A 26,100-nucleotide genomic window follows, 5' to 3' on the forward strand; every position below is an offset into this window, starting at 1 on the left:
TTACTGCTCCTTGGTTTCTTCACGTAATAAAAGTTGCTGTTCGATTGCAGCTAATGACGATAAGGTTTTTTGCATTTCAGCGTTTAATGCTTGCTGTTGTTTTTTGGCATTTATTTGCATTAACACCTGCTGCTTTTGCAGCCATAAATAGTGTTTTATATCGTCTGGCCAATAGTAAGCCTGATCTAGCTTAAGCAATTGACTCATAACAGTATCAGGGTCGCGACTAAGGTTGACGCATGCGGTATTAAAAAATGCCTTAAGTGCTTGCTCCCCTAAGTAAGTTTTATTGTCAGGCGTTAATTTAAAGCCACCACATTGATGGGCATGCCATGCAATAACTTGCGCGGCGGGCGGATACATAAGATCTAGTTTTGGCCGCGGCTTTGGATTGGGCTGAGTTTGAGCTATTAGCTCAGGTTTAGCTGGTGTTTGAGTGTTTGTTAATTCACACCCAGATAAAAAAACGAGACTGCTGGTTAGCCATAAAATAGCCATTAAACGCGCAGACATATTATTTAACTCCTTTATTTTTATAGGGGATGACAATGTTAAATCGACAGCCTTGCGGCTCATTATGCTCAATAGTTAACTTACCCTGTAACTGTTCAACCGACTCTTTTACTATGGTAAGGCCTAAACCACTGCCTTGAAGACTAATCTCTTTACTGTGTTTACCTTGATAAAAAGCGCCAAAAACATGTTCTTTTTCATGCTCTTTAATACCACAGCCCTCATCAGCAACCTGTATAATTAAGTTATTACTTTCTAAACTTAAACTAATCGACACAGCTTGGTTTGGCTTTGAAAACTTTAAACCATTAGAGATTAACTGAATTAAAATCATTTCAATTAATTCTCTCGGTAAATTAAGTGCAACTGTCGGTAAGCTATTGTGCCAAATAAGCGACTGCTCTCGTGCGTTTAACCTATGTTCAAAATGATTACTTACCTTTTTAATGAGCTGGTTAAATTCCACTTCACTCACATTATCTTTACTGGTTCGAATCGCGTTATAGCTTAACAAACTGTCTATCATAGTGCGTAATCGCACCATAGATTGACTGATTAACCCAAGCACTGCTTTTTGCTCATTATTAATCGGCCCAACAATTTCATCGGCTAATAATTCAGTGCCCTCCACCATAGAGGCCAAGGGTGTTTTTAGCTCGTGAGTAACATGGCGTAAAAACGTATCTTTTTGCTGCTCTAGCATATGCAATTGCGCTTGCACCCACTGCAATTTGTTACCTAGTTCAATAAGTTCAGCAGATCCCTGCACCGATATTTTTTGCTGCCAATCTCCTTGGCCTAATTTATCAATAACGGAGGTTAAACCTTTTAAACGGCCACTTATCCGCCATAAAAACCCACCCCCAACAAGTAAGGTTAAAGGCGTAAGTGCCACTAACCAGTTTATAAAGGAGGCTTGTAAATTTGTCAGTTTAATTTGGTTTTGAGTGATTTTGGCTTCATTGGTTTCGCGAAGCCACATTGTTAGATCTGCCAGTATTTCACTAATTGGCACAAACAACTCTGCTTGCTCACGAGCTTCAACCACCAGTTTGGTATGCGCTGCTTTTAGCGTATCTGTTAACCTTTGCCATTGTTGAGTACTTTGCTGGCTGCTAGAAAGCTGTTTAAGCTCATTTATATTGTCCAGCGATGACTGCCATTTATCCACGATAAGTTTATCGAGTGAATCGCTTTTTAAAACCCAATTTTGCCTTGTTGCCCTTTCTAAACTGTTGAGCTCTTGTTTAAGAGCATTAAACGACTTGGTTACTTGGTAGTTATTACTGACAATTTGCTGCGTGACCGCTAATTGTTTATTTAATACATTTAAAAATACAATAACCACAATAGACAAAGGCAAGAGTGACAACAGCATGCTCATTACAAACTGGCCAATCAAATTAGGACGCCAATTTACCAATGCTTTATATTTTTCAGCCATGATTACAGGCATACACTAATCCTTCACTACTTTTAAGCGCTCTATTATTAAGCGTTCAACTTATACACTCGCTGAACCAAATACATTTTTGAGAGTAAAACCGTTGCAATGTCGCACAATTGCGACAAGTTAAGCACTTGATTTAAAAATAGTAAAAAACCCTAACTGAGAAAATGTTGCATAAAACACACAAGCGTCGGTAAATATTACCTATTAAAAATACGCTAGAAAGTTAAACCTATGATTTTTAATAAAAATAAAAACTGGCACCATAATTGTATTACGCTTATAAATATTAATTTTTAAAGGCCAAGGAATGACTAAAGGTTATTTAAAATCGACTGTATTAATAGCGTTATGTTTCACAAGTATCCATTCATTTGCTCTTGATGTGAACACAGCATTTTACAGCCTAGATAAGGACAGCAACGGCACATTAAGTGAAGCGGAAGCTGGTGAAGATGCATTACTGCATGAGAATTTTGCACAAATAGATAAAAATGAAGACGGACAATTATCGTTCGATGAATTTAAACAGTTTGTAAAATAAAGGAGTATATTTATGAAACAATTAATTGGTGCTTTTTCACTACTATTTTTGGCTATTAGCGCGACGGCATTGGCATCGTCGTTAAATGTACGTTTTATGCATTTAGATAAAAATATGGATGGCCAAATATCGCTTACAGAGGCTAAACAAGATAAACAGCTACTCAAGCAATTTACTGATTTAGACAAAGACAATAACGAGATGATTTCTAAAAAAGAGTTCGATAACTTTAAACTTTAAGCTTAGATTCAAGTTTCGTTTTGTAATATAGAGTTAAAAGCATTTGCCATAATCCCTGAGGGAGTGTGTAAACGGATTTAATGTTGGGAGTTAAATTATGGCAAGTGCTTTCTTTCAATACTGCAGCAATTTAAATACACCTTGGAACGCCAACTATGAGAATACTGCTTCCCTTTATTGGTGCTTTACTTTTTATCAGCCAAAGTGCATTGGCACTTGATGTAAAGCAACGCTTTGAGCATTTAGATACAAATAATGATGGATATTTAACCCACAGCGAGCTTGCTGCTCAGCCTCAGCTATTAAACTCATTTTCAAATTGGGATGAAAATCAAGACAACAGAATTTCTTTAGCTGAGTTTAAAAACTACTTAACCACTAACCTGTTCTGAGCATTTATATGAAGCATTTTAAAAATATTATTTTACTAACACTGACTGTTTTTAGCTGTATGAGTTTTGCAACAAGCAGTTATATTGCCGAAAAATTTGAAAAACTTGACCGCAACCAAGATGGCTTTTTAACTCGCTCTGAAGCTGCCAGCGATCCTGCTTTATGGTCACGCTTTGGCAGTTATGACCGTGACAAAGACACACAATTATCATTAAGCGAATACAGTTTGTACGCCAGTAAATAAATTGCCTCCTCAAACAAAGCTTGGTTAACAATATCAAGCTTGAGAAGGTTTAACTCCCATTGTTAACACATCCTATTTCCCCCTTAACTTGTTGCTTGCTTTAGCTAAAAGCTGACTTATACGACGCTTAATAAATTATGCTATTGGTATTCTAAATTTGAGTTTGCTACTGTGATAGTTCAAATAATAACAATGTGCGTCTTATGCAACTGATAAAAATAATAAAACCGATATTACTAGCAAGCCTTTGTGCCGTCACTAGCGTGGCAATAGCACAAACTCAAGTCATTTATAATGCTAATGGCTACTCACCTTTGTATAAAGGAAAAATGCGCCATGGCGAAGTAAACACATTTACAACCTTAGTTATAAAAGATGGCAAAGTAGTTAAAACAGGTCCAGACAGCTTAAAAAATAGCTTTCCTGGTGCAACCCTAATTGACGCGAAAGGAAAAACTCTACTCCCAGGGCTCATTGATGCGCATGGACATGTCATCGGGCTAGGTAATAATTTGTCGCAACTTGATGTGCGCGGTGCAAAGTCCGTAGATGAAGTAACCGCTAAACTCAAGGAATTTTCCAAAGATAAAGAAGGTTGGATCATTGGTCGAGGCTGGAATCAAGAACTATGGTCAAATACTCGCTTTCCTTCGGCCGCTGACTTAGACAAAGCAGTTAACGATCGCCCTGTTATTTTATCGCGAGTAGATGGTCATGCCATTTGGGTTAACTCAAAAGCATTAGAACTTGCCAATATTAACGCTGACACATCAGCCCCAGCTGGCGGAGAAATTATAAAAGATGAGTTTGGTAAGCCCACCGGCATTTTTATCGATAAAGCAGAAACCTTGGTTACTCAACATATGCCTGCAACGTCTGCACAATCGGTCAGTAATGCATTAGATGCCGCAGGTAAACACTTACTGAGCCTAGGCATTACCTCAACTCATGATGCAGGTATTGATAAAACCACATGGCAAGTTTACAAACAACGCGCCGAGTTAGGCACATTACCGCTTAGAATTGTAGCGATGTTAAGTGCAGCAAGCCCCGACTTAAGCGCTATGCTTAAAGCGGGTCGTTATCAAGATGCACAGGACTTTTTATCTATCCGCAGTGTAAAAATTTATGCTGATGGCGCATTAGGGTCACGTGGTGCTGCGCTTATTGAAGAGTACGCTGATAGAGCCAACCATTTTGGCCTTATGCTTGAAACCCAACAAAAGCTAGAGGAACTATTTACCCTGACTTTTAAAAATGGTTTTAGCGCTAACACGCATGCAATTGGCGATAGAGCAAATAAAATTGTGCTAGATGCTTATCAAAATGTATTTAAACAAACCGGTGGCATACTACTGCGCAATCGTATGGAGCATGCACAAATAGTCTCGCCAGAGGATATCCCGCGCTTTAAAACCCTGAAAATAATTCCATCTATGCAACCTGTGCATGCCACATCAGACATGCATATGGCTGAGCAGCGTTTAACCGACAAGCAACTACAAGGCGCTTATGCTTGGCAAACATTTTTAGACCAAGGTTCAACGATTGCGGCGGGATCTGATTACCCTGTCGAACTGGCGAACCCGTTTGATGGTTTATATTCTGCGATAACGCGCATGGATCATAATCAACTGCCTGAAAACGGTTGGCGCGCCAGTGAAGTTTTGAGCAGGGAAGATGCATTGCGTGCCTTTACCCTTGGCGGCGCGTATGCAGCGCATCAAGAATTTAAAGTAGGTAGTTTGGAGCAAGGTAAATGGGCTGATTTTATACTGATTGATCAAGACTACTTTAAAGTGCCTATTGAGCAGCTTTACAAAACTCAGGTGCTGGAAACGTGGATTGCCGGTAAATTACGCTACCAAAAAGATTCAGCAAAGTCTGAGTAAAAACAAAAAAGGGTTAACTTAAAAGTTAACCCTTTTTTGTATCAGCCTTAGACTGACGATATAACTTAATAATGTGATAAATATTGACCAGAGCTAACAAGCCGTTAGCAAATGCCACCGGCACAGAACCGATTGCTGCACCGTAAAAAGTAAACGCAATACAGCCAAGTAAATTAAACCAACGTAGTTTGGTCACATCGGTCATGGTCAAGGATATAACTAATAATGCAGATGCTAAATAACCTAAATATTCCCAACTCAATTGTTCTCTCCTAGGCTTTAGGTTAATATTACCAGCTAAATTTTAGTACATTATTAAAAACTGCTACGTAGCAGTTTAAATAAAAAAGCTAACTTACCAATAAAACCTTAAAATATGCTGGTTTTACCCACAATTTTTTAATCATTACACGGTAGAATGAAGGCCATTTAACGCCATTAAATAAATAACGGCGTGGGTAAGTTAGCGTAAATTCTTAATCTTAATGCTATCGTCATTAAGGTGTAATAAATAGGACAATTGTCCGAAGAGCATGATTGATGTTTCAATACCATTTTTCCAGTTACCTTGTTGAACAGCTGCTGACATTTGCCGGCAGTAGTTATCAGCAATCAAAAAAAGAAATATTAATACAGCAAGACCAACCACTCACTAAGTTGGTATTGGTGCGAAGTGGTACTGTATCGTTTAGTTACGATGTGGGGAATGGTCGACGCCTGCTGCTTGGTCAACTCGACTGCAACAACACTTTAATTGGTGAAATTGAAGCACTGAATAATAACCCGTGTATTTATACGGTAACCTGCTTCAGTGATGTTACGTACAATCTTATTGAGCTAAAGCATTGGCGTTCATTATTGCTCGACAAACCAGAATTGAGCCTATACACGGCGCAAACAATTGCTGCTAAGTTCCAAGAAAATCAAAAGATTAACTTAGATAAACTGTTGCTTCCCTTAAGCTACAACATTGCTAAAGACTGCTTATTACGTGCAGAAAATAACAACCCTACTTTATTGCGCGCCTATCCTACGGTAAATGCAGAAGCTGAGCGCTTTGCAACCACTGAACGTGCATACCGACGGGTAGTGAGTGAGTTGGTAGAGAAAAATCTAGTGCAACGAAGCACCCAAGGGCTGCAAGCTGTCGATATTCCTAAACTCAGTGAATATGTAGATAGCTTTGCACAACTTTAAAGACAATAAAAAAGGCCATTAAGGCCTTTTTTATTGAGCAAAGTCACGTTTATTTTTCAAGTAAAATATCGTGGATTTTAGCTAAATCAGATTTACCTTCAATAATTTCATCCGGCGTTAACCCTGATAATTCATGCGGGAATACTAACCATTCTTCAGATTCATGAATGTAGTAATCTGGCACTGTATCTACTTTTGAGTTTTTTGGCTTGTAGTATGGACAAGCAATACGAATATCACTCGGTAAGTTTAAACGCATTAGCTCAGAGAGCTTCTCTTTTAGCGCCACGATGCTTCGACCTGAGTCAAATACATCATCCACAATCAGTAATGAATCACCCGCATTCGCGTTTTCAACTATGTAGTGTAAACCATGTACTTTTATTTCTTTTGATTGCTTACCAATACCGTAATAAGACGACGTACGCACCGCAATATGATCGGTTTCTATGCCTTTGTAGTCATAATATTCTTGAACTGCAATCCCGATTGGAGCACCACCGCGCCATATACCAATAATAAAATCTGGACGAAAGCCATCTTTATACACTTGTGCCGCTACGCGGAATGAATCTTCAAGTAATTGTTGAGCCGTGATATAGCACTTTTCTGACATAGTAAGGATCCCAGTGGTATGTATAATATTTGAGCGAGGTTTAAATGAAATAGATGCCCAAACACGTATTGGCGAAGGATTTTACCGTAAATAAAACAAAATTGCTTGTATGGCGGATAAAAAAATAGGCACCCTTAGGCACCTATTTTTTAACTAATTGCTTAGTCTGAGTTGATTATGCTTTTTCAAGCAAGGTGCGCGCTACTGTACGCATACCTTGTGTAGTTGCACCTGAAGCCCACTGACTAGTACCACCACCCATATTAAATGCTGCCGCTAAATCAATATGTACCCAACCTTTACCATCGTTTGGCACAAAGCGAGATAAGAAACCTGCTGCATTTGAAGCACCACCATAGCCACCGCCTTTTTGTGCACGGCTGTTTGCTGTATCGGCATACGGTGATGGGCAGTTTTGTTGATGCCACTTTTCAAGCGGTAATGGCCATGCGGCTTCCATTTCTTGTGATGCAAAGTCTTCTACTTCACGTACTAGCTCTTTATCAAGGGCAAATAACGCGTTGTATTCTTGACCAACGGCAACAAGGGCTGCGCCCGTTAATGTTGCTGCGTCAATAATAAGTGGTGCACCCGTCTCACCTGCCGCCATTAGGCCATCAGCTAATACTAAACGGCCTTCAGCATCTGTGTTTACAATTTCAACGCTTGTGCCATTTTTGTAGGTAAGAATGTCACCTAGTTTGTATGCATGACCGGAAATTAAGTTCTCTGCACAACATAAAAACAGCTTAATGCGCTTTTCTACACCACGATTAATGGCCAGCGCTAAACCTGCAGTTACCGTTGCAGCTCCGCCCATGTCGCACTTCATGCCTAACATGCCTTCGCTAGATTTAATTGAGTAACCGCCTGAGTCAAATGTAATACCTTTACCTACAAGTGCTGCGCTTACTGGTGCGTTATCATCGCCAGTTGGGTTGTAATCAAGCTCAAGTAATACAGGTGGGCGTTCACTACCACGACCTACAGCATGAATACCAATCCATTGCTGCTCTAATAGCGCATCGCCTTTTATTATTTGGTAGCTAACATGTTCTGGTGCCAGTGATTGAATAAATTCAGCCGCTTTTTCTGCTAGGCTCTCTGGGTAAATGTCATCGGCGGTGCCGTTAACCATTTCACGTGCCCACGTTGCTGAAGCTTTTAAATCAGCAAGTTCTTTTAAATCAGATTGTGCATTATCAACAAACTCAACACCGTGCAGTACTTTTGGTGATACAAAGCCTTGGTAAAATGCCCATTGGCTCTCTGTACACCAAACATCGCCTTCAAGCACAACACTTTTAATGCCTTGGCTTGCAATAGTACGACCCGCTTTTTGCACGTTTTTTAATGTTTCTTGCTCAGATAAATGAACCGTTGCGCCGTGTTCGTTAAAAGATAGTGACGCACTTTCGCCCCAGTGTCCTGGTGCCGATTGCTCGCTTAATTGAACAACAAATTTTTCACTCATGTTAGAATATCCTTGCACTTAAATGTATGGTTGAGTTTACTATAGCGCGCCTAAGTTCCCAACAGCTTGCGGTAAATAACCTCAAATAGACCGCAAAGTCTTATTTTACTTAACCTGAACTCTGGTTATATAAGGAAGTCATTAATGAAATACACCCCGCCATTACAATCTGCTACGTTATTAAAACGTTACAAACGCTTTTTAGCTGATTTAGAGCTCAGTGATGGCAGCACTTTTACCGCTCACTGTGCTAATACGGGGAAAATGACGGGCTGTGCAGACTCTGGTTTTAATGCCTTTTATTCCACCAGCAGTAACACCAAACGAAAGTACCCACAGTCATTAGAGCTGACGCAAAATAACTTATCACAGCTTATTTGTGTAAACACAGCCGTTGCTAATAAAGTAGTAGAAGAAGCGATTAACGCTGAAGTGATTAAAGAGCTGACAGGCTATCAACAAGTCCAAAGTGAAGTGAAGTATGGCAGTGAAAACAGCCGCATCGACTTTTTACTTACCCACAGCAGTAAAGCCAATTGCTATGTTGAAGTTAAATCAGTGACTCTCCTAAGTGAAGAGCATCCACAAAGCGGCCAAGGTTACTTCCCTGATGCGCAAACAGTTCGTGGGCAAAAGCATATTCGTGAATTAATCGAAATGGTAAAACAAGGGCATCGTGCGGTATTACTATTTTCGGTGCTACATCAAGGGATCACACAAGTGAGTGCGGCGGCACATATAGATTCAACCTATGCACAATTACTAAGCGAAGCGATTGAGCAAGGCGTAGAAATATTAGCTTATAAAGCCCATATTTCTGCTAGTGAAGTAACTTTAGTTGAGAAAGTGGCGTTTGTTGAGTAAAAGCGCGCATTTAAACGTTGGTATTGCGCTACGCCAAAAAAATACTTAGTCAAAAAGTAAAAATAAGTTGTTTTTATTATTATTGCCCATATAACTACGCCAGTTTATAAACCAATACTGTGATAAGAAAGTATAAGTAGTACTTTTACTACTTTTATATCACCAAACAGGGTTAAGCTAATTCGATTATTTAAAAATAAATTTGCCTAGGGTATGAGTTTCTGTTATTTATACCGCCGGCTAATGCTGAGGCATTAAATTAAGGATTTAGGAGAGAGTTATGCCAGACCAAAAAAGACATGGTTTATTGGCTCAAGCCGGTTTAGAACCATACCAAGAAAAACCGGGTGAAGAGTACATGAATGATGCACAACGTGCTCATTTTAAAACAATTTTAGAAACTTGGCGTAATGATTTACGTAACGAAGTTGATCGTACCAAATCACACATGCAAGACGAAGCAGCAAACTTTCCTGATCCCGTTGACCGCGCAGCACAAGAAGAAGAGTTCTCATTAGAGCTTCGTACTCGTGACCGCGAACGTAAGTTAATTAAAAAAATTGAAAAAACAATTATATTAATTAAAGAAGACGAATTTGGCTTTTGTGAGTCTTGTGGCATTGAAATTGGCATTCGTCGCTTAGAAGCGCGCCCTACTGCTGATTTATGTGTAGACTGTAAAACACTTGCTGAAATCAAAGAAAAGCAATCTGGACGCGGCTAATTAAGTATAGCCATGTCTTCTACAGCCGTTACTGCGCAAGTATCTAACTATCGCGGCCGATTTGCACCGTCCCCTTCCGGACCGTTACATTTTGGCTCACTTGTGGCGGCTGTAGGTAGCTATCTAGATGCAAAAGCGAACCAAGGAAAGTGGTTAGTTCGCATTGAAGATATAGACACCACTCGCGTTGTAAAAGGCGCCGCCACCGATATCCTAAATACCTTAGACGCCTATAACCTCAATTGGGATGAAAACGTTGTGTACCAAACACAGCGTCTTACTATTTATCAAGATGCCGTTCACGCTCTGTCACAACAACAGCTTGTTTATGCCTGCCAGTGCTCTCGTAAGCAAATAAAAGCCCTCGGCGGCATTTATCAAGGGCAATGTAAACACAGCCAACTAAGTGAACAAGGTCATGCCCTACGTTTAACTCAATGCTATGCAACCGTTGATTATAAAGACCTTATTCAAGGGCATATTGACGTGGACCCAGCTCTCGCTCATGAAGATTACATAATCAAACGCAGCGATGGTTTATTTGCCTATCAACTGGTGGTGGTTATTGATGACATTGAGCAGGGGATTAATCGTATTGTGCGAGGCGCTGATTTAATTGAACCGACTGCGCGTCAAATTAGCTTATTTAAACAGCTAAATTGCCCTATTCCAGAGTTTGCTCATTTGCCTTTGGCTGTAGCAAAACCAGGGTTTAAACTGTCTAAGCAAAATTACGCCCCTGCAATTTGCAAACAAAATCCAAAGCCCACTTTAATAGCTGTATTCGAATTTTTAGGCTTGCCAATACATGAGCAACTAATGGATTTAAACACAGAACAATTACTCGCTTGGGGCGTGGCGCATTTTAACTTAAGCCTTGTTCCTGCTAAGCGCGAAATACAGATTTAACCTCCCATTACGTATTACGTGTGATTAATTCAAATAAAATCGTTAAAAATGGCTTAATTTCAGTGCTGCAACTTAATTTTTTTACCTTGCTGGTATATGATAGCCGCCTAAATATATGCTAATTACATTAAACGGTAAGAATCACGCTTTAAGCGAATACTTGCTGTGATTTTGATTGCAATGGCGAGCAAATCAACCGCTTCTCTAGGAGACAGACTATTATTTCCAAGCTTTTTCAATTTTGTCGACAAATTATCGGCCCAAGTGCCAATAACGAAAATGTCGCAATCAGCAGTGAGCCGTTAGTGATCCCTAGAGGTGAGCATGGTATTTCTCGCAAACAATTTAGCCCAAATGCAATCAAAGTACTCTACCGCCTAAAAGATGGTGGCTATGATGCTTACTTAGTTGGTGGTTGCATTCGCGATGTATTGTTAGGCCAACAACCTAAAGATTTTGATGTTGTAACCAATGCTACCCCTGAGCAAGTAAAAAAACTGTTTCGTAACTGTCGCTTAATTGGTCGCCGCTTTCGTTTGGCGCACATTGTTTTTGGCCGTGAGATTATTGAAGTGGCCACAATGCGCGGCCATCACGAAGCACAAGAAGATAAAAATCAAATTAGCCAGTCAAGTGAACATGGGCAACTTCTTCGCGATAACGTATTTGGTAGCATTGAAGAAGATGCAGAACGCCGTGATTTTTCAATCAACGCTTTATACTACTCGATTAATGATTTTTGTGTTTACGATTACGCAAATGGCTTAGCCGCTATCAAAGCAAAACAAATAGAATTAATTGGCGATCCTGAAACACGCTACCGTGAAGATCCGGTACGTATGCTTCGCGCAGTGCGCTTTGCCACCAAGTTAGATATGCAAATAGCGCCAGCAAGCGAAAAGCCGATTACCGAATTAGCGAGCTTGCTTGATAATATTCCGCCAGCGCGTTTATTTGAAGAAATACTCAAGCTATTTTTAAACGGCAAAGCACAGCAAAACTTTATAATGCTGCGTCAGTACGGTTTATTTAAGTCGTTATTTCCTGAGCTAGACCGTATTTTAAATAAAAACCCTGGCGGACTTGAAGAAACCTTCATAAAGCAGATGTTTGCAAACACTGATATCCGTATTAATGCAGATAAAAAAGTCACTCCTGCATTCGTATTTGCAGCATTACTGTGGTTCCCGCTGATTGAGCGTACTGAAAAAATTAGACGCCAAGAGCAACTATCAGAATACGATGCATTTGCTCAAGCAATTAATAAAGTACTGAGTGAGAATGCCCAACATATTGCCGTACCAAAACGCTTTACTTTAGGTGCCCGTGATATTTGGCATATTCAACAACGCTTAGATAAACGTGCTGGCCAGCGTGCCTATCGTTTAACACAGCAGCCGCGCTTTAAAGCCGCTTATGATTTTTTACTATTGCGTGTTGATGCTGGTGAAACTGAGCATACAGAGCTGGCACAGTGGTGGACACAGTACTTAGGTCAAGATATTAATGGCCAAAAAGAAATGGTACGAGAGCTTGGTCATCAAGGTGGCCCAAAGCCACGCAAGCGACCTCGTCGTCGTACTACTAAAAAGCCAGCTGAGTAAATAATGTTACGTGTCTATTTGGGGTTAGGTGCAAACCTTAACAGCCCTAAAAAACAACTTGATAACGCTGTTATTGCACTTAAAAGCTTGCCAAACAGCGAACTTATAGCCTGCTCGCATTATTATGCGAGCAAGCCTATGGGACCACAAGATCAACCTGATTATGTGAATGCAGTCGCCTGTATCAACACTTCACTTGAGCCAGAGCAACTACTCGATTTAACCCAAGCCATAGAACTGGAACATGGGCGAGTCAGAAAGGCTGAGCGCTGGGGCGCACGCACATTGGATATTGATATTTTATTATTTGGTGAACACATTTTAAATACCGATCGTTTAACCGTGCCTCATTACGGATTAACTGAGCGAGAATTTGTTGTTTACCCACTGCAAGAAATTGCACCGGAACTGATTTTACCTAGCGGCGCATCTATCAAACAGATAGCAAATACCCTACCGCTTAACGACTTACAACAATTACCACGGTAATTAATTAAGGCCATTGTCTGCGAGAATATTATGTCTAAAATAACCGTTTCAACTTTGAATAAAATGAAGGCTGAAAGTAATAAAATCACTGCGTTAACAGCTTACGATGCTAGTTTTGCTAAGTTATTTCATGATAACGGCGTTGATGTTGTTTTAGTTGGTGATTCTTTGGGTATGGTATTACAAGGTGGCGATGATACCTTAGCGGTTACAAACCAAGAAATTGCCTACCATACTCGCTGTGTGCGCGCAGGAAGCCGTGATTTATTTGTTATTGCTGATTTACCGTTTATGACCTACGCAACCCCAAATGATGCGTGTAAAAATGCTGCAGAACTGATGCGCGCGGGTGCTAATATGGTCAAACTTGAAGGCGGTGAATGGCTACATGACAGCATTAAATCACTAACCCAACAAGGTATTCCAGTGTGTGGCCATTTGGGTCTTACACCGCAATCTGTGCATGTATTCGGTGGTTTTAAAATCCAGGGCCGTGAAGAAGCGCAAGCGCAAAAAATTATTGCCGATGCAAAAGCATTAGAAGCCGCAGGTGCTCAACTACTGGTGCTTGAATGTATTCCAAGTGCCTTAGCAAAACGCGTTACAGAGTCATTGAGCATCCCTACAATCGGGATTGGTGCGGGTAATGCAACCGATGGTCAAATTTTGGTTATGCACGACTTGGTGGGCATTTCTGCAGGTTATATTCCTAAATTTTCAAAAAACTTTTTACTCGAAACAGGCAATATGCCTGCTGCAGTTAAAAAGTATTGTAACGATGTCAAAAGCGGCGTATTCCCAAGCGCTGAACACGAGTTTAAATAATGCAGTCAATCACTGAAATAAAATCATTACGCAGTCAAATTAGAACCTGGCGCCAAGCCGGTTTAAGCGTGGCATTTGTTCCTACTATGGGCAACTTACACCGTGGTCATTTTTCACTGGTAGAAAAAGCTAAAACACTGGCCGATAAAGTGGTCGTGAGCATTTTTGTTAACCCAATGCAATTTGGTGCTAACGAAGATTTAGACAGTTATCCGCGTACTCTAGATGCTGATAAGCAAGGGTTAGCTGATCTTGAAACAGACATTTTGTTTATCCCCAGTGTTGAGACTATTTACCCTAATGGTTTAGGCGCGCAAAGCTTTGTTGATGTGCCTGGTATTTCAATGGGATATTGTGGTGGTTCACGCCCAGGCCACTTTAAAGGCGTAGCGACTGTTGTTACTAAGCTATTTAATTTAGTACAGCCTGATTATGCTTGTTTTGGTGAAAAAGATTTTCAGCAGCTACAAGTTGTTAAAACCATGGCTACTGACTTATCAATACCAGTAGAAATTATTGGTGTACCTACCATGCGTGAAGTTAGCGGCCTTGCCATGAGCTCGCGTAATGGGTACTTATCAAGTGATGAAAAACAAACCGCTCCTGCTTTATTTAATACCTTAAAGCATTGTGCGCAGCAAATAAAAAGCGGTAATAAAGACTTTGCTACATTGGAAAGTGAAGCAAAGAACGCATTAGAAAACGCAGGCCTAAAACCAGATTATTTTTCGATAGCTCAACGAGATACATTAAAAGCTGCTACACTCGAAGATACACGATTTGTAATTTTAGCTGCCGCCTTTTTAGGTAGTGTTAGATTAATCGACAATATTCAGGTTGAAGTTTAATACTGGTGTGGCCTCATTTTAAGGATAAGCATGAAAACTTTTTTTAAAACTAGCCTCGTGGCTTTTTCGTTTGCAGTTATTGCTGGCTGCCAGAGCCAGCCGGGTAATCCAGCACTTAATCAGTGTGCTCAACAAAGTTATCAATGTGAAACCAGCTGCGAACAGCAAACAACCACCGATAGTCTTAAATCGCAGGTTTGTTCATCAAAATGTATTGAGGCTTACAATCAATGCAAAGTACAAGCTGAAAACTTAGGTAAAGCAACAAACTAAATAATCTTAAGTAAAACAAAAAAACCGCTCAATGAGCGGTTTTTTATTATTTGCTTTGGCTGCTTATTTCAAGCCTAACTTTTTAAGCTCTAGTTCAACTAACTTTGCAGAAAGTGGTACATAGCCATCCTTTTCTACAATTTTTTGACCGTCTTGAGAAAGTACCATCTTTAAGAACTCAGCTTCAACTGGCCCAAGTGGCTTATTTGGGTGTTTATTTACATAAACATATAAAAAACGTGATAGTGGGTATTTACCTTGTGCTACGTTTTCAAGCGTGGCATCAACAAAGTTAGTGCCTTTTTTAGATAACGGAACAGTACGCACACCCGATGTTTTATAACCAATGCCAGAGTAACCAATCGCATTTAATGACGCTGAAATTGACTGTACAACAGAAGCCGAACCCGGTTGCTCGTTCACGTTATTACGGAAATCACCTTTACATAGCGCTTTCTTTTTAAAGTAACCGTAAGTACCTGATACTGAGTTACGTCCGTATAATTGCACGTCTTTTGCAGCCCAATCACCTTCTAGACCAACATCACTCCAGCGATTTACTTGCTCTGATGCACCACATTTACGAGTTGATGAGAAAATAGCATCGATTTGGTCAATGCGTAGTCCTTCGATTGGGTTATCTTTGTGTACAAATACTGCCAACGCATCAATTGCTACTCGCACTTGTGTTGGTTTGTAGCCATGACGCTTTTCAAATGCTTCAATCTCTTTTGACTTCATTGCACGGCTCATTGGACCTAAGTTAGCCGTACCTTCAGTTAGTGCTGGTGGCGCAGTAGACGAACCTGCCGCTTGAATTTGAATATTTACATTTGGGTAAATACGCTTATATTCTTCAGCCCAAAAGGTCATCATGTTGGCTAATGTGTCAGACCCTACTGATGAAAAGTTACCTGATACACCGCTAATTTTTTGATACTCAGGAATACCGTCTTCTAATGCAACCGCTTGTGCAGATACAAATGTTGTAACAGCCACACCCATTGCGGCAACTAAGTTTTTAAATTTCATTTTGGGGTTCTCCAATTTGTTCGTCCCATTTCCTAACTGCGGTTCACTCTAAAGTGAGTACATGACAATGGTGTGACTCTTAAATGACACTTTTATGACTACCTATATTGCTTGCTACTAATGGCGAAATAACGATAAGTCTATCGCTTGAAAACGCGAAAGAAAAACAAGAACCTTTACCCAGCTCGCTGTGAATTTTTAATTGACTACCATGGCGAGTAAGCACATGCTTGGTAATAGCTAAGCCTAAGCCTGAGCCACCTGTGGTACGGCTTCTGGCTTTATCTACTCGATAAAAACGCTCAGTTAACCGGTTAATATGCTCAGGTGCAATACCATCACCATTATCGGTCACACTAAAACATGCTTGTTCATTGTTGCGCTGCCAAAGTACCTCAATTTTACCGCCTGGTTTAGTATAATGAATGGCATTAAATACTAAATTTGAAAAGGCACTTCTAAGTTCATCCTCAGCACCGGTAATATCAAGCGATGCATCAATCTTAAAAATAAGTTGATGGCCTTTGTCTTGATTGATAGATTGCGCTTCTGTTTCAATTAAGTTTAATAATCGTGGCACATTCACCGCTTTGTCATTACTGTGTTGCTTTCCCCCTTCGATGCGCGATAACGACAACAGCTGATTCACCAAGCTATCCATACGCTTACATTGCTCTAGCATAGTAGTTTGTGCTTTATTCCACATTGCAGGCGGGGGAAGTGAATCACTATCGAGCATTTCAAGGTAGCCGGTAACAACAGTTAAAGGGGTTCTGAGCTCATGAGAGACGTTTGCTACAAAGTCTTTACGCATCTGCTCAAGTTGCTTTAAGCGAGTAACATCGCGTACCACTACCAACAACTGTGTATTGGCATAGGGCATAACCCTAAATTCAAGAACTTGCTCAACACTGTGGCCACTTTCAAGCTCCAGAGCATCGCTAAACTCTTTACGACGCATATATTTAGCAAATTTAGGATCGCGAATTAAGTTATCTAAACGCTGACCATGATCAACCGGCCACTGTAACCCTAACACTTTGAGTGCAAGTTGATTACACCACACAATTGATAAGTCGTTTTGTAGCACAACAACGGCATCGGGTACGGCCTCAGCGCCGTCACGAAAACGCCGTATTAGCTCTGCCAGCTCATTACGTTTTTTACGATTGCGGTGTTGCAGCTGGTAAATACCTTCAAATACTTGCTCCCACGACCCTTCCCCTTCAGGCGGGTTAAAACTGCGTTGATCATGCAGCCAGTCACTTAAGCGATAAAGCTGATGGTAATGCCACATAAGTAGCGAAAAAGCGCCCAAAAACAACATCAAAAATGGGGCACCAATGAGCACCCCAATTAAAAGCAAAGGTATAAAATAGACAAACAGCCGTTTAGTTAACGCCTGCTTGTTAATAACTCGATACATACACGCTCTTTACCTTATAAACACTAGCAGATGATTTGACTGTGCTAGGTTAATAGATTGTGACTTACGAAGTAAACTTATAATTTACTCGAAAAGCGATAACCAGCACCGCGAACTGTTTGTACTAAGCGGTCATGCCCAAGCGTAGCAATTGCCTTACGCAGGCGACGGATATGAACATCTACAGTTCTATCTTCAACATAAACGTTAGTACCCCATACATGATCAAGTAATTGCTCTCGGCTATATACACGCTCAGGGTGGGTCATAAAAAAGTGTAACAGTCTAAATTCCGTTGGCCCCATATCTAGCTCACTGCCACCTGAGGTCACACGATGCGAAATAGGATCTAAACGTAAGCCATGTACTTCAATCGCCTCTTCAAGTGAGGTAGGAGCAACACGACGAATAACCGCTTTAATACGCGCCATTAACTCTTTAGGTGAGAACGGTTTTGTAACGTAATCATCAGCACCGACTTCTAAACCGCGTATTTTATCTTCTTCTTCGCCGCGGGCTGTCAGCATAATGATAGGAATTTGGCGTGTGTGTTCATTTTGTTTGAATTTTTTAGCGATTTGAATTCCACTACCGCCAGGTAGCATCCAATCGAGTAACACCATATCTGGATAAGGTTCAACCATTGCAGATATTGCAGAATCATAATCTTCTGCCTCAATGGCTTGAAACCCATTTTGTTCTAAAACAAAAACCAACATTTCCCTGATAGGTGCTTCGTCATCAACGACTAATACTTTACGTGACATTCCAATTTATCTCTTAGGCTATTGAGTAGGTTTCATTATTATGACTAAGTATGACATTTTTATTAAAGTGTAACGTGGAAATCAAAATGAGCGTAAAAAAAAACACAAAATAGTGACAAAAAATTAAATATGTCATCTTTGTATCATCATAAGCTGTAAATCAAAAAGCGGTTTGAGGTGTTAATAGCTTAATAATTGCGCGTAGTTTTTATATTATTTATGAGATCATCAAATTACTAAGCGACGAGTTTTAACAACTATATTTTTAGTCTGATCATAAAAGCTCACTGCGCCACGACACTATTTAGATCAGCTTTATTAAGATCTTAAATATCAGGATCAGAGTTTTATCAAGCAGATCCCTTTGCGGATCACTATTTTACCCACTACTAAAGCTAAACCAATGATTTTTTGTATAATTTTCATTCTACCACTGCGCTTTACGATGCCTAAATGACTAAAACATGCCCATTTTAGCGCTTTAGTTAGTAAAGTAATGATCCCAGATATGACAAGTTAGTAATCGAGTGATCCCAAATTAATAACTAGGTAAAATACTGATCCCCCACAGATCAAAAAAGCCAGTGCATAGGCAACTGGCTTTTATAATGAGCGCGAGAGTATCGCTATTATTGGCTCATTATTTTATTTTTGGGTTTAGCTCACCGCTTAAGTATTTAAGGTGCATTTCATCTAACGAAATTGGCTTAATTTTACTTGCTTGACCTGCAGTACCAAACGCTTCGTAACGGGCAATACAAATATCAGTCATCGCTTGCGTTGCAGCGGCTAAGAACTTACGTGGGTCGAAGTTAGACGGGTTCATTGCTAAATGACGACGGATTGCACCGGTAGACGCTAAACGTAAGTCAGTATCAATGTTTACCTTACGCACACCGTATTTAATACCTTCAACAATTTGCTCTACTGGCACGCCGTAAGTTTCTGGGATCTCACCACCGTATTGGTTGATCACCTCTAACCACTCTTGTGGTACTGAAGACGAACCATGCATTACTAAGTGGGTATTTGGTATACGCGCGTGGATTTCTTTAATACGATCAATTGCTAAAATGTCGTCGGTTGGTGGACGCGTAAATTTGTAGGCACCGTGTGATGTACCACAGGCAATAGCCAGCGCATCAACATGGGTTTTATTTACAAAGTCTGCCGCTTCTTCTGGATTTGTTAGCATTTGCTCAGTGGTAAGTTTACCCTCAGCGCCAACACCATCTTCTTCACCCGCTTCACCAGTTTCAAGTGAACCTAATACACCTAGCTCACCCTCTACAGATACGCCACACGCATGCGCCATTTCAACTGTTTTACGTGTTACATCAACGTTGTAATCGTAGCTTGAAGGTGTTTTACCATCGCTCATTAATGAGCCATCCATCATTACTGATGAAAATCCTAGCTGAATTGAACGCTGACATACACCCGGTGATGTACCGTGATCCTGATGCATAACCACTGGAATATGTGGCCATTCTTCAACTGCCGCTAAAATCATATGACGAATAAAAGGTGCACCGGCATACGCACGTGCGCCCGCAGAACCTTGCACAATAACAGGGCTGTTTGTTTTATCAGCCGCTTCCATAATTGCACGCATTTGCTCTTGGTTATTTACATTAAACGCGGGTACACCGTAACCATGCTCTGCGGCATGATCAAGAAGTTGTCGCATACTGATTAAAGCCATTGGGTATTCTCCAATTTATCGGTAGTTATTTTACTACCTAGTTTGAACGGATTTGTTAGTTTGGCGCAATCACTGCGCCATGAATTAAAAGGCAAATGGCCTAAAATTCATATTATTAACGACTAAATAAAAGTGAGAGGTATTTACTCGTTAATTGTAGCAGATGTGAAATAAGCACATCTGCTTTACGGCTAGCTAATACCCTAAGGTATTATTTAGCGCGTGATTCTAGCATTGCAACTGCAGGTAGTTTTTTGCCTTCTAAAAACTCTAAGAACGCACCACCACCAGTAGAAATATACGATACTTTATCACTAATGCCATACTTATCAATTGCCGCTAGGGTGTCACCACCACCAGCAATAGAAAATGCGCTTGAATCAGCAATCGCTTTTGCAATAGCGCGAGTGCCATTACCAAATTGATCAAACTCAAACACACCCACTGGGCCATTCCATACAACAGTGCCCGCATTAGCAATAATTTTTGCAAGTTGATTAGCAGTATCAGGGCCAATATCAAAAATCATATCGTCGCTGGTGACTTCACTTACATCTTTAAGTGTGGCTACAGCTGACTCTGAAAACTCATTACCTACAACAACATCTGTGGGTACCGGTATTTCGCCATCGTTGGCTTTCGCTGCAACGCATAAACGATTTGCTTCATCCATTAAATCAGCCTCATAAAGTGACTTACCTACGGGATGACCAGCAGCTGCAATAAAGGTATTGGCAATACCACCGCCGGTAACAAGCTGATCAACAATTTTAGATAACGAATCAAGTACGGTTAATTTAGTGGATACTTTAGAACCACCCACAATCGCCACTAACGGACGGGCTGGGTTATCAAGTGCTTTACCTAGGGCGTCTAGTTCAGCCGATAATAATGGACCAGCACACGCTACATCAGCAAACAGACCCACACCATGGGTTGAAGCTTGTGCGCGATGTGCAGTACCAAAGGCATCCATTACGTAAACATCACATAATGCAGCGAGTTGCTTTGATAGGGCTTCGTCGTCTTTTTTCTCGCCTTTGTTAAAACGTACGTTTTCAAAAACAACCACTTCGCTATCTGCAACATCAACGCCGTTTAAGTAATCTTTTTCTAGGCGAACAGTTTGCTCAAGTGCATCATTTAAGTAATCAACAACGGGTGCTAATGAAAATTCGTCTTCGTATTGCCCTTCCGTAGGACGGCCTAGGTGTGACATAACCATCACTTTTGCACCTTTTTCTAGCGCAAGTTTGATAGTAGGTAGTGCAGCACGAATACGTGCGTCTGACGTCACTTTACCTGCTTTAACGGGTACATTTAAATCTTCACGAATTAATACACGCTTGCCGTTTAAATCTAAATCTGCCATTTTTATGACCGACATGAACATCTCCTTAGTTAACGATACTAAACCAATAAATACGTTTTAAATATTACTTAAATGCCATCATAGCACGAGCGGTATCAAGCATGCGATTCGCAAACCCCCACTCATTATCACACCAAACTAGTAATTTTATCAGCCGTTTATGACTAACACGTGTCTGTGTGCCATCTATAATACAAGAATGGGGATCGTGGTTAAAATCAACCGATACCAGCGGCTCTTCGGTGTAACTTAAAATACCCTCAAGCCTATCTTTAGCTTGTGCCTTAAGCGCACTATTAACCGCACTTAAATCTACATCGGTATTTACCGTGACACTTAAATCCATGGCGGTCACATTAATAGTCGGTACACGAACGGCAATAGCCTCAAAGCGGCCTTTAAATTTAGGTAAAATACGGTCGATACCACGGGCTAATTTTGTGTCTACCGGAATAATAGATTGGCTGGCGGCACGAGTTCGGCGTAAATCATGGTGATACGCATCAATCACTTGCTGATCGTTCATTGACGCATGAATAGTTGTAATAGCGCCAGACTCAATACCAAAGGCATCATCGAGTACTTTAATAACAGGAACAACGCAGTTGGTGGTACACGAACCATTAGAGACAATAGTATGCTCGTTTTTCAGCTCATCGTCGTTTATGCCATACACAATGGTGGCATCTACATCATTATCAGCAGGATGGGAAAACAACACTTTTTTAGCACCTGCGGCAATATGTGACTGTGCATGCTCACGTGAGTGGTACACGCCAGTACATTCAAGTACCACGTCAACATCTAGCGTTTGCCACGGTAATTCAACTGGATTTTCTTCACAAAATAATGCAATGGTGTCATCAGCAACGCTGATAGTGTCTTCACCTAGTTTAACTGGAAAAGTGAAACGACCATGAGAGGTGTCGTATTTTAATAAATGGGCAATAGCTTCAGGGTCGGCTAGTTCGTTAATTGCAACAATTTTGATCTCGTCGCTTAAGCCTGATTCGTATAGTGCACGGACAATATTTCGACCAATACGACCAAAACCATTAATTGCAAGTTTGATTGCCATGAAATATAAAATCCACTCTAGTTACGTACAGAGAAAGGCAGCGTCGCCTTTTAGATGGCGGTATTGTAATCGACCTTGCCTGCGATTATAAGAGCCAAGCATTAGAAACTTTAAATTAACGCCATAATCAACACGCAATGCGCTTTTATTTTTAACTCGGCTTTGCGATATTTGCTATTTTAGTTTTAAATCAAACACCACGTTTATTGATGCTTTAACGCTTATTCTTGCACCTAAATATTGCTGCTGCGTAAATGGGTTCTCGTTATTTCTAGCAGCCATGCTATTTCTGTGGCTAGATAAAACAATGTGCTTAACACCGCTCGCGTCGTAATCTGAGCTACTAGAATTTGCACTAATACTATAAACGTTGCCAAGTTCAGCACCAAAAGACTGAGCGAGCTTATTTCCCTTCGCTTTTGCGTTATCAATTGCTAGTTGTGTTGCCTCTGCCTCTAACTGCATGGCCTTGGAGGATAAACCATTAATTTTTTTGATATTGTCTATTTGTAAGCGTTGAGCAAAATCAATAAATTCATCGACTTTTTTAATATCTTTCAATGTGACTTTAACTGTTTTCAGAGCTAAATAATTATCGCTTAAAGCAATCCCTGATTCTGTACCAACCTTAGTGTATACCTTGCTTTTTAAACCCGATATATGAACATCGCCTTGGCCAAAATCATATTTATCTAATTCTTCAAATAACACGCTGATCCGGCCATCAAGGTCACGCTTAGCCTCAAGTAATGTATCTTCAATGCTTTTTACTTCAAATATAATTTGAGCCATATCTGGCTCAACTAATACCTCAGCAGACCCCTGCACTGCAATATGACGATTAGCTGGCACGCTTGAATTAGCAAAAGTAATAAGAGGGAATAAGATAATAAAAATAGCGCTGATAAGTTTCATATTCGTTCCTTGAATTTTTAATTAAACACGCGTTCCCATAAGTATACAAACAAGAAGAAAAGTAAACTGCATACAATTAAGCTAAGTGCATACTTTATAGTTGGGTTTCTTATAGTTGGGTTTCGCTGTCCTTAACCAACCTACATTAGATCGCCTACTTTAAGTTCTTTACCGGCGCCTATTTGATGGCATTGGGCTAATAACAGCTCAGCAGTGGCTTGTGCATCGGTAAGCGCATGATGGCAATGATAGCTTGGTAAATCGTAGCGATTACGGCATTCATTTAAGGTTAAATCATCTAATTTGATATCGCTTGCGTGTTGCAGTAAGCGCTTTTTTTCTATTTGTAAGGTATCGATGATCAGCTTAGGCCGCTGGATGATCCCTGCATTTTTTATTGCTAACTTTAAAAAGCCCCAGTCGAGCATGGCATTATGAAATACTAAAATGCAGTCACTAAAGTGAGCACTTAAAGACATTAAAATACTCTGTAGACTTTGCCCTTGTGCCACCGAGTCAGTACTAATGCCGTGAAAAACAGGGCTTTGCTCTAGACTTTTAACCTCTTTATTAACGATATGCTGCGATTGACTATTCTTGATACATTGATTATCAATCAGTACCCAAGCAACCGAGACAATTTCATGTTGTTTAGGATCAAGCCCTGTTAATTCCAAATCAATCACTAAATAACGTTGCTTTAAAGCACTTTGCGCAAGCAAATGGCGACGCTTTAAGTACCGCGTAATAAGCTGCTTAACCATTATTGTTACAAACTCCCACGCGCAAATTTAAACGCCGCGCCTTGCTGCGCTTGTTTTACTAGGTAAAACGCTTCTTTAAGCTGATGACGCTCTAACGAATTGAGTTTGTCTGGGTTAATACAATTACTAGGTAACCCTTCTTCGTTTATTTGCGTGCGCAGCCGAAGCTGAGTTAAAAATCGCCAACAATCTTTTAAATTATAAATATCTTCTTTGCTTAATAGTGAATACTTTAATAAAGCATCCAACCTCTCTTGGGTGTTAGCACGGCGAATGCCTACTTTTAATGCATAAAGTCGCGCTAGATCGTTAATGATCACCACCCCGCGCTTTTTAAGATCGATGTACTTATGGTGTTGCTCTGTTTTTTCGGTTTTAAAGTTATTGAATAAACCAATCGGCGCACTGTTAGCGTTAACATCGCTGGCCATTGCCGCATAAAAAAGATCATTGCGAGAAATATGGGTCAACTCTTCACAAAACTGGCTATAGAGTGTGGTTGAGCCTTCAATAAAGCGCAGATCAAAAAAGATTTTACAGTTGAGCATTGCCTGCGGTGTGGGACTGGTGATCCACTTTAAAAACTTCGCCCGCCAATCACTAACACTCATTCGACATGCATCACTGCTAGCCATTATGTTACCAGGACAACGACGAATGCCGCACTCAACTAAGTTTTCACAAACAAATTCGCCCATCTGTTTAAAATATGCGTGCTGTTCATCGTTTAGACCATCAGGTAATAACAAGCCATTATCTTGATCTGAATGCAGTGTTTGCTCTTCGCGCGCTTGAGAGCCAAAACAAATAAAACTAAAACTGGTTGGCGCGGCGCCATGGTGTTGTTGAAATAAAAAAATTAGCCGCGAGGTCAACGCATCGGTTAAACCACTGAGTAACTTTCCGATCAGCGAAATATCATCAATATTATTTGAAAACCCTTTTAATAACTCAGGAATTTCTTTCGCGTAACGTTTTAAATCAGCCACATTATGGGCCTTGTAAATACGACCAATTAGCTGCACTGGGTCGCTTTTTTGTTGGCGTAGTAAGTCTGTACTGGTGATCATTCCTAGCGGTTTATGGTTTTCGTCAAGCACAGGTAAATGATGAATATTATGCTTAAGCATTAAGTGCAGCGCTGAAAATACGCGGTTATTTTCAAATATAAACTTAGGCTTATTGGTCATAATACTATCGATAGCTTGCGCAGGGTCAACTTCATCGGCAAGCACTCGGTTACGTAAATCACGATCTGTAACCACACCAATAAGATGCGAATTTTCGGTGATCATCATTGATGAAATCCCATGCTCTTGCATTTTTTTAGCACTATGACGGATGCTGGCATCGGGGGGCAGCGTAATCGCTTTGCGAGTCATGATCTCTGATATTTTACGCTCAGACCAGCTGTCGTTGTTACTTTTATAATGTGATGACAGCAATCGATTAGCATGAGCACGAACAAAGTATTGCTCGAATGCTTTATATTCTCGACGTAAGTAATCAAAATCCGTTTGGTCGAGCATATAGACAATGCCCTCTTTTTGTACTTCTAAACTGTTTTGTATTGAATCTCCCGTCAGTAACGAGGGATAACCAAAGTAATCACCTTGAGTTAAACGCGTTACCGTATCGCCTTGAGCATCCACTAAATCGTATAACCCGGAACGAATTAAAAATAATTTAGGCTGTTCACTGTTAAGCCATTGCGTTTGGTTTTCTCGGGTCAAATAAATACTATCGAGATGGTTAACAAAATAACTGCAGGCGCTGTCCTGTAACATTGAAAATGGTGCTTGCTTGTTAATAAACTGCGCGACTTCCTGTTGCTCACTACTCATAAATCATCCTCAATAAAAAAGCGACTTAACCTGAAATATGGTTATTTAATATAGCGATTATTTAATGTAGTCATTATTTAAACAAATAAAAAGCCCGA

At 40.3% G+C, this 26,100-nt stretch carries 28 protein-coding genes; 14 read left to right on the forward strand and 14 right to left on the reverse strand.

The window, feature by feature from the left end:
- Both FLM54_RS12255 and FLM54_RS12260 read right to left on the reverse strand, forming a co-directional pair.
- Positions 1-513: a hypothetical protein gene (locus FLM54_RS12255; protein ID WP_178956506.1), complete on the reverse strand. Its 513-nt coding sequence runs from the start codon at positions 511-513 to the stop codon at positions 1-3.
- A 1-nt stretch (position 514) separates the two neighbouring features.
- On the reverse strand, positions 515-1,969 hold the full coding sequence (locus FLM54_RS12260; protein WP_178956507.1) for a HAMP domain-containing sensor histidine kinase: 1,455 nt from the start codon (positions 1,967-1,969) through the stop codon (positions 515-517).
- Positions 1,970-2,273: 304 nt separating this feature from the next.
- On the opposite strand from FLM54_RS12260, the gene FLM54_RS12265 reads away from it, so the two are divergent.
- The 5 genes from FLM54_RS12265 to FLM54_RS12285 all read left to right on the forward strand — a co-directional run bounded on the left by FLM54_RS12265 (position 2,274) and on the right by FLM54_RS12285 (position 5,276).
- Complete coding sequence (locus FLM54_RS12265) at positions 2,274-2,507, forward strand: EF-hand domain-containing protein (RefSeq protein WP_138609158.1); 234 nt, start codon at positions 2,274-2,276, stop codon at positions 2,505-2,507.
- Positions 2,508-2,519: 12 nt separating this feature from the next.
- Positions 2,520-2,747, forward strand: a complete 228-nt coding sequence (locus FLM54_RS12270; RefSeq protein ID WP_076918368.1) for a hypothetical protein — start codon at positions 2,520-2,522, stop codon at positions 2,745-2,747.
- Between the two features lie 155 nt (positions 2,748-2,902).
- Positions 2,903-3,139, forward strand: a complete 237-nt coding sequence (locus tag FLM54_RS12275; RefSeq protein WP_178956508.1) for an EF-hand domain-containing protein — start codon at positions 2,903-2,905, stop codon at positions 3,137-3,139.
- 8 nt (positions 3,140-3,147) lie between these two features.
- On the forward strand, positions 3,148-3,384 hold the full coding sequence (locus FLM54_RS12280) for an EF-hand domain-containing protein (RefSeq protein ID WP_178956509.1): 237 nt from the start codon (positions 3,148-3,150) through the stop codon (positions 3,382-3,384).
- Positions 3,385-3,587: 203 nt separating this feature from the next.
- A complete protein-coding gene (locus FLM54_RS12285; protein ID WP_178956510.1) occupies positions 3,588-5,276 on the forward strand; it encodes an amidohydrolase in 1,689 nt (562 codons plus the stop codon).
- A 25-nt stretch (positions 5,277-5,301) separates the two neighbouring features.
- Here the strand turns inward: FLM54_RS12285 and FLM54_RS12290 are convergent, their stop codons facing one another.
- Complete coding sequence (locus tag FLM54_RS12290; RefSeq protein ID WP_138609166.1) at positions 5,302-5,538, reverse strand: YgjV family protein; 237 nt, start codon at positions 5,536-5,538, stop codon at positions 5,302-5,304.
- A gap of 278 nt (positions 5,539-5,816) precedes the next feature.
- On the opposite strand from FLM54_RS12290, the gene FLM54_RS12295 reads away from it, so the two are divergent.
- On the forward strand, positions 5,817-6,473 hold the full coding sequence (locus tag FLM54_RS12295; protein ID WP_076918373.1) for a Crp/Fnr family transcriptional regulator: 657 nt from the start codon (positions 5,817-5,819) through the stop codon (positions 6,471-6,473).
- Between the two features lie 49 nt (positions 6,474-6,522).
- On the opposite strand, the gene FLM54_RS12300 is transcribed toward FLM54_RS12295, so the two are convergent.
- Together FLM54_RS12300 and pepB are read right to left on the reverse strand one after the other, a co-directional pair.
- Positions 6,523-7,089: a phosphoribosyltransferase gene (locus FLM54_RS12300; protein WP_010387648.1), complete on the reverse strand. Its 567-nt coding sequence runs from the start codon at positions 7,087-7,089 to the stop codon at positions 6,523-6,525.
- 175 nt (positions 7,090-7,264) lie between these two features.
- A complete protein-coding gene (gene pepB / locus FLM54_RS12305) occupies positions 7,265-8,563 on the reverse strand; it encodes an aminopeptidase PepB (protein ID WP_054201839.1) in 1,299 nt (432 codons plus the stop codon).
- A gap of 144 nt (positions 8,564-8,707) precedes the next feature.
- Here pepB and sfsA point away from each other — a divergent pair, with 144 nt between their 5' ends.
- The 8 genes from sfsA (at position 8,708) to FLM54_RS12345 (ending at position 15,099) form a co-directional block, all read left to right on the forward strand.
- The gene (sfsA, locus tag FLM54_RS12310) at positions 8,708-9,427 is read left to right on the forward strand and encodes a DNA/RNA nuclease SfsA (protein ID WP_178956511.1); all 720 of its coding nucleotides are present in this window, start codon (positions 8,708-8,710) and stop codon (positions 9,425-9,427) included.
- Positions 9,428-9,707: 280 nt separating this feature from the next.
- The gene (gene dksA, locus FLM54_RS12315; RefSeq protein WP_008111170.1) at positions 9,708-10,151 is read left to right on the forward strand and encodes an RNA polymerase-binding protein DksA; all 444 of its coding nucleotides are present in this window, start codon (positions 9,708-9,710) and stop codon (positions 10,149-10,151) included.
- A 12-nt stretch (positions 10,152-10,163) separates the two neighbouring features.
- Positions 10,164-11,060, forward strand: coding sequence for a tRNA glutamyl-Q(34) synthetase GluQRS (gluQRS, locus tag FLM54_RS12320; RefSeq protein WP_138609170.1), 897 nt, complete (start codon positions 10,164-10,166; stop codon positions 11,058-11,060).
- 305 nt (positions 11,061-11,365) lie between these two features.
- Positions 11,366-12,664: a polynucleotide adenylyltransferase PcnB gene (pcnB, locus tag FLM54_RS12325; protein WP_178956512.1), complete on the forward strand. Its 1,299-nt coding sequence runs from the start codon at positions 11,366-11,368 to the stop codon at positions 12,662-12,664.
- A gap of 3 nt (positions 12,665-12,667) precedes the next feature.
- Entirely contained in the window at positions 12,668-13,153 is a 486-nt protein-coding gene (gene folK / locus FLM54_RS12330; protein ID WP_178956513.1) for a 2-amino-4-hydroxy-6-hydroxymethyldihydropteridine diphosphokinase, read from the forward strand.
- Positions 13,154-13,183: 30 nt separating this feature from the next.
- A complete protein-coding gene (gene panB / locus FLM54_RS12335; protein ID WP_178956514.1) occupies positions 13,184-13,978 on the forward strand; it encodes a 3-methyl-2-oxobutanoate hydroxymethyltransferase in 795 nt (264 codons plus the stop codon).
- Positions 13,978-14,826, forward strand: coding sequence for a pantoate--beta-alanine ligase (gene panC, locus FLM54_RS12340; protein WP_138609176.1), 849 nt, complete (start codon positions 13,978-13,980; stop codon positions 14,824-14,826). The genes panB and panC overlap by 1 nt, the downstream gene beginning before the upstream one ends.
- Positions 14,827-14,856: 30 nt before the next feature.
- Entirely contained in the window at positions 14,857-15,099 is a 243-nt protein-coding gene (locus tag FLM54_RS12345; RefSeq protein WP_138609178.1) for a hypothetical protein, read from the forward strand.
- A gap of 63 nt (positions 15,100-15,162) precedes the next feature.
- Here the strand turns inward: FLM54_RS12345 and FLM54_RS12350 are convergent, their stop codons facing one another.
- The 9 genes from FLM54_RS12350 to FLM54_RS12390 all read right to left on the reverse strand — a co-directional run bounded on the left by FLM54_RS12350 (position 15,163) and on the right by FLM54_RS12390 (position 26,002).
- Positions 15,163-16,131, reverse strand: coding sequence for a PstS family phosphate ABC transporter substrate-binding protein (locus FLM54_RS12350; RefSeq protein ID WP_010387635.1), 969 nt, complete (start codon positions 16,129-16,131; stop codon positions 15,163-15,165).
- A gap of 79 nt (positions 16,132-16,210) precedes the next feature.
- Entirely contained in the window at positions 16,211-17,557 is a 1,347-nt protein-coding gene (phoR, locus tag FLM54_RS12355) for a phosphate regulon sensor histidine kinase PhoR (protein WP_138609180.1), read from the reverse strand.
- Positions 17,558-17,634: 77 nt separating this feature from the next.
- Positions 17,635-18,324 carry a phosphate regulon transcriptional regulator PhoB gene (gene phoB, locus FLM54_RS12360; RefSeq protein ID WP_008111196.1) on the reverse strand — a complete coding sequence of 230 codons (690 nt, stop codon included), beginning with the start codon at positions 18,322-18,324 and terminating at the stop codon, positions 17,635-17,637.
- Positions 18,325-18,964: 640 nt separating this feature from the next.
- Positions 18,965-20,029, reverse strand: a complete 1,065-nt coding sequence (gene fba / locus FLM54_RS12365; protein ID WP_008111197.1) for a class II fructose-bisphosphate aldolase — start codon at positions 20,027-20,029, stop codon at positions 18,965-18,967.
- A 211-nt stretch (positions 20,030-20,240) separates the two neighbouring features.
- Positions 20,241-21,416, reverse strand: coding sequence for a phosphoglycerate kinase (locus FLM54_RS12370; RefSeq protein WP_178956515.1), 1,176 nt, complete (start codon positions 21,414-21,416; stop codon positions 20,241-20,243).
- A 49-nt stretch (positions 21,417-21,465) separates the two neighbouring features.
- Complete coding sequence (gene epd, locus FLM54_RS12375) at positions 21,466-22,479, reverse strand: erythrose-4-phosphate dehydrogenase (RefSeq protein ID WP_109874182.1); 1,014 nt, start codon at positions 22,477-22,479, stop codon at positions 21,466-21,468.
- A gap of 174 nt (positions 22,480-22,653) precedes the next feature.
- Complete coding sequence (locus FLM54_RS12380; protein ID WP_178956516.1) at positions 22,654-23,394, reverse strand: SIMPL domain-containing protein; 741 nt, start codon at positions 23,392-23,394, stop codon at positions 22,654-22,656.
- Positions 23,395-23,534: 140 nt separating this feature from the next.
- On the reverse strand, positions 23,535-24,158 hold the full coding sequence (locus tag FLM54_RS12385) for a 3'-5' exonuclease (protein WP_138609187.1): 624 nt from the start codon (positions 24,156-24,158) through the stop codon (positions 23,535-23,537).
- A 5-nt stretch (positions 24,159-24,163) separates the two neighbouring features.
- Positions 24,164-26,002 carry a DUF294 nucleotidyltransferase-like domain-containing protein gene (locus tag FLM54_RS12390; RefSeq protein ID WP_178956517.1) on the reverse strand — a complete coding sequence of 613 codons (1,839 nt, stop codon included), beginning with the start codon at positions 26,000-26,002 and terminating at the stop codon, positions 24,164-24,166.
- Between the last annotated feature and the right edge of the window lie 98 nt (positions 26,003-26,100).

It is taken from the genome of Pseudoalteromonas sp. Scap25 (genome assembly GCF_013394125.1).
In the GTDB taxonomy this organism is placed as follows: Bacteria; Pseudomonadota; Gammaproteobacteria; order Enterobacterales; family Alteromonadaceae; genus Pseudoalteromonas.

Excerpts from the sequence above, each read along its gene's own strand:
- FLM54_RS12255 (WP_178956506.1), bottom strand. The coding sequence starts at position 513 with ATGTCTGCGCGTTTAATGGCTATTTTATGGCTAACCAGCAGTCTCGTT.
- FLM54_RS12260 (WP_178956507.1), bottom strand. The coding sequence starts at position 1,969 with ATGCCTGTAATCATGGCTGAAAAATATAAAGCATTGGTAAATTGGCGT.
- FLM54_RS12265 (WP_138609158.1), top strand. The coding sequence starts at position 2,274 with ATGACTAAAGGTTATTTAAAATCGACTGTATTAATAGCGTTATGTTTC.
- FLM54_RS12270 (WP_076918368.1), top strand. The coding sequence starts at position 2,520 with ATGAAACAATTAATTGGTGCTTTTTCACTACTATTTTTGGCTATTAGC.
- FLM54_RS12275 (WP_178956508.1), top strand. The coding sequence starts at position 2,903 with ATGAGAATACTGCTTCCCTTTATTGGTGCTTTACTTTTTATCAGCCAA.
- FLM54_RS12280 (WP_178956509.1), top strand. The coding sequence starts at position 3,148 with ATGAAGCATTTTAAAAATATTATTTTACTAACACTGACTGTTTTTAGC.
- FLM54_RS12285 (WP_178956510.1), top strand. The coding sequence starts at position 3,588 with ATGCAACTGATAAAAATAATAAAACCGATATTACTAGCAAGCCTTTGT.
- FLM54_RS12295 (WP_076918373.1), top strand. The coding sequence starts at position 5,817 with ATGTTTCAATACCATTTTTCCAGTTACCTTGTTGAACAGCTGCTGACA.
- FLM54_RS12300 (WP_010387648.1), bottom strand. The coding sequence starts at position 7,089 with ATGTCAGAAAAGTGCTATATCACGGCTCAACAATTACTTGAAGATTCA.
- pepB (WP_054201839.1), bottom strand. The coding sequence starts at position 8,563 with ATGAGTGAAAAATTTGTTGTTCAATTAAGCGAGCAATCGGCACCAGGA.
- sfsA (WP_178956511.1), top strand. The coding sequence starts at position 8,708 with ATGAAATACACCCCGCCATTACAATCTGCTACGTTATTAAAACGTTAC.
- dksA (WP_008111170.1), top strand. The coding sequence starts at position 9,708 with ATGCCAGACCAAAAAAGACATGGTTTATTGGCTCAAGCCGGTTTAGAA.
- gluQRS (WP_138609170.1), top strand. The coding sequence starts at position 10,164 with ATGTCTTCTACAGCCGTTACTGCGCAAGTATCTAACTATCGCGGCCGA.
- folK (WP_178956513.1), top strand. The coding sequence starts at position 12,668 with ATGTTACGTGTCTATTTGGGGTTAGGTGCAAACCTTAACAGCCCTAAA.
- panB (WP_178956514.1), top strand. The coding sequence starts at position 13,184 with ATGTCTAAAATAACCGTTTCAACTTTGAATAAAATGAAGGCTGAAAGT.
- panC (WP_138609176.1), top strand. The coding sequence starts at position 13,978 with ATGCAGTCAATCACTGAAATAAAATCATTACGCAGTCAAATTAGAACC.
- FLM54_RS12345 (WP_138609178.1), top strand. The coding sequence starts at position 14,857 with ATGAAAACTTTTTTTAAAACTAGCCTCGTGGCTTTTTCGTTTGCAGTT.
- FLM54_RS12350 (WP_010387635.1), bottom strand. The coding sequence starts at position 16,131 with ATGAAATTTAAAAACTTAGTTGCCGCAATGGGTGTGGCTGTTACAACA.
- phoR (WP_138609180.1), bottom strand. The coding sequence starts at position 17,557 with ATGTATCGAGTTATTAACAAGCAGGCGTTAACTAAACGGCTGTTTGTC.
- phoB (WP_008111196.1), bottom strand. The coding sequence starts at position 18,324 with ATGTCACGTAAAGTATTAGTCGTTGATGACGAAGCACCTATCAGGGAA.
- fba (WP_008111197.1), bottom strand. The coding sequence starts at position 20,029 with ATGGCTTTAATCAGTATGCGACAACTTCTTGATCATGCCGCAGAGCAT.
- FLM54_RS12370 (WP_178956515.1), bottom strand. The coding sequence starts at position 21,416 with ATGTCGGTCATAAAAATGGCAGATTTAGATTTAAACGGCAAGCGTGTA.
- epd (WP_109874182.1), bottom strand. The coding sequence starts at position 22,479 with ATGGCAATCAAACTTGCAATTAATGGTTTTGGTCGTATTGGTCGAAAT.
- FLM54_RS12380 (WP_178956516.1), bottom strand. The coding sequence starts at position 23,394 with ATGAAACTTATCAGCGCTATTTTTATTATCTTATTCCCTCTTATTACT.
- FLM54_RS12385 (WP_138609187.1), bottom strand. The coding sequence starts at position 24,158 with ATGGTTAAGCAGCTTATTACGCGGTACTTAAAGCGTCGCCATTTGCTT.
- FLM54_RS12390 (WP_178956517.1), bottom strand. The coding sequence starts at position 26,002 with ATGAGTAGTGAGCAACAGGAAGTCGCGCAGTTTATTAACAAGCAAGCA.